A 9,249-nucleotide genomic window follows, 5' to 3' on the forward strand; every position below is an offset into this window, starting at 1 on the left:
CACTTCGTTGGCGTCGTGGCCGGCGTCGGTGGTCTGGATCGGACGGACGGTGATGCCCTTGGTCTTCATGTCGACCAAGATGAAGGAGATGCCTTCCTGCTTCTTGGCGGCCGGATCAGTGCGGCACAGGCAGAATATCCAGTCGGCGTGCTGCGCCAGCGTGGTCCAGGTCTTCTGGCCGTTGATGATCCACTTGTCGCCCTTCTTCTCCGCCTTGGTCTTGAGCGACGCGAGGTCGGAGCCCGAGCCCGGCTCGGAGAAGCCCTGGCACCACCAATCATCGACATTGGCGATGCGCGGCAGGAAGCGCTTCTTCTGCTCCTCGCTGCCGAAGGTGTAGATCACCGGGCCGACCATCGAGACGCCGAAGGCGAGCGGCTGCGGCGCGGGCGCGGCCTGCAGCTCCTCATTGAAGATGTAGTGCTGCACCGAGCTCCAGCCGGTGCCGCCGTATTCCTTCGGCCAGTGCGTCACCGCCCAGCCCTTCTTGTTGAGGATGCGGTACCACTCGACCATTTCTTCCTTGGTGTTGTGGCGGCCTTCGATCAATTTCTGCCGCGTCTTGGCCGGCACATTGTCCTTGAAGAACTGCCGCACCTCGTCGCGGAACGCGATCTCTTCTTTGCTGAAATTCAGATCCATCGGATCCTCCTTGGGTCGAATTCGTCTACGAAACTATCATTCGTCATTCCGGGTTCGCGAGCTGCGCTCGCGCCCCGGAATGACTCCCGTGAGGCTTACTGCACGATCTCGAACAGGCCGGCGGAGCCCATGCCGCCGCCGACGCACATCGTCACCACTGCATACTTCACCTTGCGGCGGCGGCCTTCAATCAGCGCGTGACTGGCCAGGCGCGCGCCCGACATGCCGTAGGGATGGCCGACCGAGATCGCACCGCCGTTAACATTCAGCTTCTCCGGATCGATGCCGAGCTTATCGCGGCAATACAGCACCTGCACCGCGAAGGCTTCGTTCAGCTCCCACAGGCCGATGTCGTCGACGCTGAGGCCGTGGCGCTTCAGCAGGCGCGGCACCGCGAACACCGGGCCGATGCCCATCTCGTCCGGCTCGCAGCCGTAGGAGACCATACCGCGGAAGATGCCAAGCGGCTTGAGGCCCTTCGCGGCCGCGGTCTTGTCGCTCATGATCACCGTGGCCGAGGCGCCGTCCGACAGCTGGCTGGCATTGCCGGCGGTGATGGTGAAGCCTTCGCCGCGCACGGCCTTCAATCCAGCCAGCCCCTCAGCGGTGGTCTCCGGCCGCGGGCCCTCGTCCTGCGACAGGGTGATGTCCTTGAACGACACCTCGCCAGTCGCCTTGTCGACGACGCCCATCTTGGTCGAGATCGGCGCGATTTCGTCGTTGAACTTGCCGCCCTGCTGCGCCGCCGCGGTGCGACGCTGGCTCTCGAGCGAGTACTCGTCCTGGCGCTCGCGCGAGATGCCGTAGCGCTTCGCCACGGTTTCGGCGGTGTCGAGCATCGCCATGTAGACGTCGCCCTTGATCGCCTGCAGCGCCGGATCGACGGCGTGGAAGCTGTTCATCTTGTCGTTCTGCACCAGCGAGATCGACTCGCCGCCACCGCCGACCGCGATCTCGACGCCGTCGAACAGCACCGAGCGGGCGGCCAGCGCGATCGCCTGCAGGCCGGAGGCGCACTGGCGGTCGATGGTGGTGCCGGCGGTGGTCACCGGCAGGCCGGCGCGCAGCAGCGCCTTACGGGCGATGTTGCCGCCGGTGGCGCCCTGCTGCATCGCCGCGCCCATCACCACGTCCTCGACCTCCTTCGGGTCGATGCCGGCGCGCTTCACCGCGTGCTCGATGGCGTGGCCGAGCAGCGTGGCGCCCTCGGTGGCGTTGAGGGCGCCGCGATACGCCTTGCCGATCGGCGTGCGCGCGGTTGAAACGATAACGGCCTCGGTCATATGCAGGCTCCTGCGGGGTTGCTGTTACGAATTACTTGGTCTGTGTCTTGGTGGTGGTCTGCTGGCTGCGCAGTTCGTGGCGGGACAGTTTGCCCACCGTGGTGCGCGGCAGTTCGTCGCGAAACTCCACGGCGGTCGGCAGCTCGTGCTTGCCGAGCTTACCGGTGAGGAAGGCACGCAGCTCGTCGATGCTGAACGGCTGCGCCCCGTCGCGCAGCTTGATGAACGCCTTCGCCGCCTCGCCCCGGTAATCGTCCGGCACGCCGATCACGATCACTTCCTGCACCGCGGGGTGTTCGTAGATCGCCTGCTCGATCATCTGCGGATAGACGTTGAATCCGCCGGAGATGATCATGTCCTTCTTGCGGTCGACCAGGAAGAAGTAGCCATCCTGGTCCATATAGCCGATGTCGCCGGTGAGAAAACGGTCGCCGACGAAACTGTGAGCGGACTCCTCCGGCCGGTTCCAATAGCCCTTGGTGACGTTTGGACCGCGGACGCGGAGCTCGCCGACTTCGCCCGGCGGCAGCACGCGCTTCGGATCGTCGAGCGCCACGACATCGAGTTCGATGCCCGGCAGCATCAGGCCGATCGAGCCCGGCTTATCAGGCCCTTCCGGCGGATGGCCGGTCCCGGGCGAGCAAGTCTCGGTCATGCCCCAGCCGCTCTTCAGCTTCAGATTGGTCTTGCGCTCGAACAGCCGCGCGACCTCGACCGGCAGCGGCGCGCCGCCGGAGCCAGCCATCGTCAGCGACGACAGATCCCGCTTCTCCAGCGACGGATCATTGGCGAGCGCGATCCACATCGTCGGGACGCCGGGGAACACGGTGGCGCGCTTCTCCTCGATGTCGCGGAACACCGCGGCGACGTCGAAGCGCTGATGCAGCGAGATCAGATCGCCCTGCTTCAGGCAACGCAGCAGGATCACGGTGAGCGCGTAGATGTGGAACAGCGGCAGCACGCAGATCACGCGATGAATGCCGCCGCTGTTGGCGCGCACCAGACCCCAGACGTCGTAGATCGACACCGCCGAGGTCAGGTTGGAATGGGTGAGCATCGCGCCCTTCGGCAGCCCGGTGGTGCCGCCGGTGTACTGCAACAGCGCGATATCGTCCGGCACAATCGCCGGCCAGGCCATGGGCTTGGAGGCGCCCTTGATGAAGTCGGCGTAAGTAATCACCCGCGGATCGCTGGGCAGCGGCGCCAGCGGCGTGGCCGACTCGCCCCAGCTCGCATCGCTGCACACGATCAGGCGGTCGAGCAGCCCCTTGGCGAGAAACCTCTCGGCCATTGGCAGCAGTGCGGCGGAATCGGTGGTAATCAGCACCCGTGCGCCGGAGTCGCTGAGCTTGTGCGACAGCGCCCGCTCGCCATCGAGCGGCGACAGATGCACGACGCGGGCGCCGGCCTTCAGCGCGCCGAAGAAATTGATCGGATGGTCCGGCGTGTTGCCGATATACAGCGCGACCGAGGAGTCGCGGCCATAGCCTGCAGCGAGCAGCGCGGCCGCCGCGGTCTCGGCCATCGCTTCGAGCTTGGTGTAGGTGATCTGCCGATCACGAAACTCCAGCGCAGGCCGCGACGCATAGTCCTTCGCGGCCTGCGCCAGCAGATCCGGCAACGTCCCCCTAGCGATTGGCGCATCCCAGCGAACGCCAGGCGGATAGTACTGCTCACCGGGATGGGACATGCGGGGCCACTTCGCGATTTGGGGGTGAATTAACGGCTCTTCGTTTCTGGCAGGAATAGCATTACGTCATTGTCTCCCCTCCACCTTGCGGGGAGGGGGTGGGGTCCCCAGGCACTATGCCGCGTCGCCCCTACCCCGGCCCTCTCCCGCAAGCGGGAGAGGGAGAACAGCGATCACGCCGCGGCCTTGGACGGCTGCGTGAGCGAGGCGAAGGTCTTGCCTTCGGCGGCGAGGCGGGCGAGCAGCGGCGCCGGCTCCAGCGACGGATCGTTGGTGGCCTTGGCGTAGGCCGACAGCCGCTCGGCGATGTGCTTGAGGCCGACGCTGTCGGCATAGTGCATCGGGCCGCCGCGATAGATCGGCCAGCCGTAGCCGTACAGCCAGACCACGTCGATGTCGCTCGGACGCGCCGCGATCTTCTCTTCGAGAATGCGGGCGCCCTCGTTGATCATCGGGTACACCATCCGCTCGAGGATCTCCTCGTCGGTGATGTCGCGGCGCTTCAGGCCGAGCTTGGCGAGCGTGTCGTTGATCAGCGTCTCGACTTCCGGATCGGGCATCGGAGCGCGCGAGCCGGCTTCGTACTTGTAGTAGCCCTTGCCGGTCTTTTGGCCGAACCGGCCGGCTTCGCACAGCGCGTCCGCGATCTCCGACTTGATGCCGCGGTCCTTGCGCGAGCGCCAGCCGATATCGAGGCCGGCGAGATCGCCCATCGCGAACGGGCCCATCGGCATGCCGAACTTGGTGACGACGGCGTCGACCTGCTGCGGCAGTGCGCCTTCGAACAGCAGCTTTTCGGACTGCTTGGAGCGGGCTGCGAGCATGCGGTTGCCGACGAAGCCGTCGCAGACGCCGACCACGACCGGCACCTTGGCGATCTTCTTGGCAATCGACACCGCGGTGAGCAGCGCGTCCGGCGCGGTCTTGGCGCCGCGCACGATTTCGCAGAGCTTCATCACGTTGGCCGGCGAGAAGAAGTGCATGCCGAGCACGTCCTGCGGACGCTTGGTGGTGGCGGCGATCTCGTCGATCGACAGATACGAAGTGTTGGACGCCAGCACCGCGCCCGGCTTGGCGTGGGCATCGATCGCGGTGAACACTTCCTTCTTCACCGCCATGGTTTCGAACACCGCCTCGATGATCAGATCGGCATCCTTGACGTTCTCGAGGCCGACCACGCCGGTGATCAGGCCCATCCGCTTGGCGGGCGCGTCCGCCGGGATGCCGCCGCGCGCCGCGGTGGCTTCGTAGTTCTTCTGCATGATGCCCATGCCGCGCTTGAGCTGCTCCTCGCCGGTCTCGATCAGCGTCACCGGGATGCCCGCATTGGCGAACGACATCGCGATGCCGCCGCCCATGGTGCCGGCGCCGATGATCGCAACGCGCGCCACCGGGCGCGGCTTGGTGCCGTCCGGCACGCCGTCGACCTTGGCGGCTTCACGCTCGGCGAAGAACGCGTAGCGCTGCGCCTTCGACTGATCGGACACGACGAGCTTCATGAAGCCCTCGCGCTCCTTCTTCAGCCCCTCCTCGAACGGTAGATCGATTGCCGCGCCGATCGCGTCGGCGCAGGCGAACGGCGCTTCGAGGCCGCGCGCCTTCTTGGTCATCGCCGCGACCGCATTGGTGAAGATCGAGCGATCGGCCTTGGCGGCGGCGAGCTTGGAATCATCGTCGCGCAGCCGGCGCAGCGGGCGCTTCTCGGCCACCACCTTCGTGGCGAACGCCACCGCGCCCGCGACCAGATTCTCGACGATCTCTTCGACCAGGCCATGCTTGAGCGCTTCAGCGGCGCCGATCGGGCTGCCGCCGACGATCATCTGCACCGCGAGCTCAGGACCGACCGCGCGCGGCAGGCGCTGCGTACCGCCGGCGCCCGGCAACAGGCCGAGCTTGACTTCCGGCAGACCGAGCTTGGCTTCCTTGACGGCGACGCGGAAATGGCAGCCGAGCGCGACTTCGAGACCGCCGCCGAGCGCGGTGCCGTGGATCGCCGCGATCGTCGGCTTCGGCGAATTCTCCAGCGCGGCGATGACGTCGTTGAGCGCCGGCGGCTGCGCCGGCTTGCCGAATTCGGTGATGTCGGCGCCGGCGATGAAGGTGCGGCCCGCGCACACCAGCACGATCGCCTGCACGGCGGGATCGGCAACGGCGGCGTTGACGTTTTCCAGAATGCCGCGGCGAACAGCCGCACTGAGCGCATTGACCGGCGGACTGTCGACCGTGACGATCGCGACCTGATCCTGCGTTGCGCGTGTGACTACTTCGCTCATGCCGTTCTCCTTGGGTTTGCGTTTCTTAGTTTGTTTCGCACTGCGAAAATTAATTCCACATCTTGACAGCGAGGGTTATTTTGAAGAGCGTCGATTGTCAACGACGTCCATAAAACCAAAAGCCGTGCAGGGATGAAGCGTCCACCGAAGAAACCAGCAACCGACCGCAGTTTCGTGGTGGCTCTGTCCCGCGGCCTGGAAGTGCTTCGCGCATTCGGCCCCAATGACGGGCTGCTCGGCAACCAGGAATTGGCGGCGCGCACCAAATTGCCCAAGCCGACGATTTCGCGGCTGACCTACACCCTCACCAAGCTCGGCTATCTCACGCAGGTTCCGCGCTTCGAAAAGTATCAACTCGCGCCGGCCGCGATGTCGCTCGGCTATGCGGCGCTCGCCAATCTCGGCGTCCGGCATTTGTCACAGCCCTACCGCGACGAATTGATGCAGCAGACCGGCGGCGCGGTCGCGGTCGGAGCGCGCGACCGGATCAGCATGATCTATGTCGGCCAGGCGCGATCGAGCCTCACCGTCGGCGTGCAACTCGACGTCGGCTCGCGAATCCCGATCGCCACCACCGCGATGGGCCGCGCTTACTTGTGTGCGCTGCAAAGCGAAGAACGCGCGGTTTTAATGAAGGAAATGCGCGAATACTACGGCAGCCGCTGGCCGCGCATCAAAGAAGGCATCGAACGCTCCGAGGAGATGGTCGCCAAGCACGGCTTTGCGATCTCGGTCGGCGAGTGGCAGGACGATGTGCACGCCGCGGGCGTTGCACTCACACTCAACGATGGTACCGGCCCCTACGCGTTCAACTGTGGCGCGCCGGCTTTCCGTTTCACGGAAGAGCGGCTGATCAACGACATTGGACCTCGCCTTGTCGCGATGGTAAGGAAAATCGAAGCGGCGCTCGGGGGAGTAGCTGCGCCGCAACCAAGAAAATCCGATAACAAAAGAACAAAAGGAGGGAAAGTTGCGCGTGTCGTCGAGGGGATCAGGTAGCAAAACGCTGCCTCGACCGGGCCACTGCAAATGATGCAGGCTCAGTCTTCTTCTTCCGCGTCGCCGCTTCTCGCGGTGCGCGACGTCAGCGTCGTGTTCGGTGGCATCGTCGCCCTGAACGGCATTTCTTTCAACATGCAAAAGGGTCAGATCCTCGGACTGATCGGCCCGAACGGCGCCGGCAAGACCACGTTGTTCAACTGCCTGTCGCGGCTGTATCAGCCGAGCAAAGGCGACATCCTGCTCGAAGGCGAGAGCATTCTGACGCGGCCGCCGCACCGCATCGCGGAGATCGGCATCGGCCGCACGTTCCAGAACGTCGCGCTGTTCCCGAACATGTCGGTGATCGACAACGTGCGCGTCGGCGCGCATTGCCGCACCAACAGCGATATCGTTTCGGATTCGCTGCGCATGCCGTGGATCCGCAGCACCGAGAAGGCGCTGAACAAGAAGGTCGACGATATCCTCGGCTATCTCGATCTGCGCAGCGTCGGCCACACCACGGTGTCGGGCCTGCCGTTCGGCACCCAGAAGCGCGTCGAACTGGCGCGTGCGCTCGCCGCAGAACCCAAGATCCTGCTGCTCGACGAACCGGCCGGCGGTCTCAATCACGAGGAAGTCTATATCCTCGGCGACCTGATCCGCCGCATTCGCGACGACCGCGGCATCACCGTGCTGCTGGTCGAACACCACATGGGCATGGTGATGTCCACAGCCGACTACGTGGTCGCGCTCAATTTCGGACGCAAGCTCGCAGAGGGGACGCCGACCCAGGTGCAGAACGACCCGGATGTGATCAAGGCCTATCTGGGGAGCAAAGACGAACAATGACCGCGATGCTCAACGTTCGCGACCTGCGCGCCTATTACGGCCAGGTCCAAGCGCTGCACGGGCTCGAATTCGACCTGCACGAAGGCAGCCTCACCACCCTGCTCGGCGCCAACGGCGCAGGCAAGACCACCACGCTGCGGGCGATCTGCAACATGGTGCGCTCGACCGGCACGATCGAGTTCGAAGGCAAGGCGATCAACCGAAGCTCGACCGAATCCATCGTCAAGCTCGGCATCGCCCATGTGCCTCAGGGCCGCGGCACCTTCACCACGATGACCGTGGAGGAGAACCTGCAACTCGGCGCGATGACCCGCAAGGATACCAAGGCGATCGCCTCGGACATCGAGCGGATGTACGCGCATTTCCCGGTGCTCAAGCAGCGCCACACCCAACAGGCCGGCACGTTGTCCGGCGGTGAGCAGCAGATGCTCGCGGTCGCCCGCGCGCTGATGCTGCGGCCGCGGCTGATGCTGCTGGACGAGCCTTCGTTCGGCCTCGCGCCGCTGATCGTGCGGGATCTGTTCAAGATCCTCGGCAAGATCAACCGCGAGGACAAGGTCACCATCCTGGTGGTCGAACAGAACGCCCAGCTCGCGCTCGAACTCGCCGACAAGGCGTATGTGATCGAGACCGGGCGGATCGTGATGTCTGGCAATGCGGCGGAGATCGCCAGCAACGAAGACGTCCGCAAATCTTATCTGGGCTACTGAGGAGACGGCCATGGATCTGTTTCTGAACCAAATCCTGGCTGGCATCGCCACCGGTGCGATCTATGCCTGTATGGCGCTCGCCGTGGTGATGATCTACCAGGCGATCGACCACCTCAACTTCGCCCAGGGCGAAATGGCGATGTTCTCGACCTTCGTCGCCTGGCAGCTGATGCAGTGGGGCGTGCCGTATTGGGGCGCTTTCGTGCTGACGCTGGCGTTCTCGTTCGCGGGCGGCGTGATCATCGAGCGGGCGCTGTTCAAGCCGCTCGGCAACGCGCCGGTGCTGACCCACGTCGCGGGCTTTATCGCCCTGTTCGCGATCATCAACTCGGTCGCGGGCCTGACCTGGGACTTCACCATCAAGCAGTTCCCGTCGCCGTTCGGCTCCTCGCCGTTCCTCGGCAGCCAGCTGATCTCGACCCACCAGGCCGGGATGATCGGCGTCACCATCGTGCTGCTGATCCTGCTGTTCCTGTTCTTCCAGTACACCAGGATCGGTCTGGCGATGCGGGCGGCGGCGTCGCAGCCTGAATCGGCGCGGCTGGTCGGCATCAACACATCGTGGATGATCGCCCTCGGTTGGGGCATGGCGGCCGCGATCGGTTCGATCGCCGGCATGCTGATCGCTCCGGTGGTGTTCCTCGAGCCCAACATGATGGGCGGCGTGCTGATCTACGGGTTTGCCGCAGCGGTGCTCGGCGGTCTGTCCAGTCCGTTCGGCGCAGTGGTCGGCGGCTTCCTGGTCGGCGTGTTCGAGAACCTCGCGGGCACCTACATCCCGGGTGTCGGCAACGAACTCAAACTGCCGATCGCCCTGGCGC

At 65.0% G+C, this 9,249-nt stretch carries 8 protein-coding genes; 4 read left to right on the plus strand and 4 right to left on the minus strand.

Annotation, left to right across the window (positions count from 1 at the left end; all coding sequences use genetic code 11):
- The 4 genes from DYI24_RS14555 to DYI24_RS14570 all read right to left on the minus strand — a co-directional run.
- The coding region (locus tag DYI24_RS14555) for an acyl-CoA dehydrogenase family protein (RefSeq protein ID WP_205523525.1) at positions 1-642 on the minus strand (642 nt) is incomplete at its 3' end.
- Positions 643-737: 95 nt separating this feature from the next.
- Positions 738-1,925 carry an acetyl-CoA C-acyltransferase gene (locus tag DYI24_RS14560; RefSeq protein WP_164572789.1) on the minus strand — a complete coding sequence of 396 codons (1,188 nt, stop codon included), beginning with the start codon at positions 1,923-1,925 and terminating at the stop codon, positions 738-740.
- A gap of 31 nt (positions 1,926-1,956) precedes the next feature.
- Complete coding sequence (gene pimA / locus DYI24_RS14565) at positions 1,957-3,615, minus strand: dicarboxylate--CoA ligase PimA (protein WP_164572790.1); 1,659 nt, start codon at positions 3,613-3,615, stop codon at positions 1,957-1,959.
- A 173-nt stretch (positions 3,616-3,788) separates the two neighbouring features.
- Positions 3,789-5,888, minus strand: a complete 2,100-nt coding sequence (locus DYI24_RS14570) for a 3-hydroxyacyl-CoA dehydrogenase NAD-binding domain-containing protein (protein ID WP_164572791.1) — start codon at positions 5,886-5,888, stop codon at positions 3,789-3,791.
- Positions 5,889-6,020: 132 nt separating this feature from the next.
- Here DYI24_RS14570 and DYI24_RS14575 point away from each other — a divergent pair, with 132 nt between their 5' ends.
- The 4 genes from DYI24_RS14575 to DYI24_RS14590 all read left to right on the plus strand — a co-directional run.
- Complete coding sequence (locus DYI24_RS14575; RefSeq protein ID WP_011159256.1) at positions 6,021-6,887, plus strand: IclR family transcriptional regulator; 867 nt, start codon at positions 6,021-6,023, stop codon at positions 6,885-6,887.
- A gap of 30 nt (positions 6,888-6,917) precedes the next feature.
- Positions 6,918-7,718, plus strand: coding sequence for an ABC transporter ATP-binding protein (locus DYI24_RS14580; protein ID WP_011159257.1), 801 nt, complete (start codon positions 6,918-6,920; stop codon positions 7,716-7,718).
- Positions 7,715-8,428, plus strand: a complete 714-nt coding sequence (locus DYI24_RS14585) for an ABC transporter ATP-binding protein (protein ID WP_012497117.1) — start codon at positions 7,715-7,717, stop codon at positions 8,426-8,428. Before DYI24_RS14580 ends, DYI24_RS14585 begins: the two co-directional genes overlap by 4 nt.
- 10 nt (positions 8,429-8,438) lie before the next feature.
- Positions 8,439-9,249 (plus strand): branched-chain amino acid ABC transporter permease (locus tag DYI24_RS14590; protein ID WP_164572792.1); only part of this gene is annotated, 811 nt, incomplete at its 3' end.

Origin of the sequence: Rhodopseudomonas sp. BR0C11, assembly GCF_010820945.1 — a bacterium.
GTDB lineage: Bacteria > Pseudomonadota > Alphaproteobacteria > Rhizobiales > Xanthobacteraceae > Rhodopseudomonas > Rhodopseudomonas palustris_H.

Excerpts from the sequence above, each read along its gene's own strand:
- DYI24_RS14560 (WP_164572789.1), bottom strand. The coding sequence starts at position 1,925 with ATGACCGAGGCCGTTATCGTTTCAACCGCGCGCACGCCGATCGGCAAG.
- pimA (WP_164572790.1), bottom strand. The coding sequence starts at position 3,615 with ATGTCCCATCCCGGTGAGCAGTACTATCCGCCTGGCGTTCGCTGGGAT.
- DYI24_RS14570 (WP_164572791.1), bottom strand. The coding sequence starts at position 5,888 with ATGAGCGAAGTAGTCACACGCGCAACGCAGGATCAGGTCGCGATCGTC.
- DYI24_RS14575 (WP_011159256.1), top strand. The coding sequence starts at position 6,021 with ATGAAGCGTCCACCGAAGAAACCAGCAACCGACCGCAGTTTCGTGGTG.
- DYI24_RS14580 (WP_011159257.1), top strand. The coding sequence starts at position 6,918 with ATGATGCAGGCTCAGTCTTCTTCTTCCGCGTCGCCGCTTCTCGCGGTG.
- DYI24_RS14585 (WP_012497117.1), top strand. The coding sequence starts at position 7,715 with ATGACCGCGATGCTCAACGTTCGCGACCTGCGCGCCTATTACGGCCAG.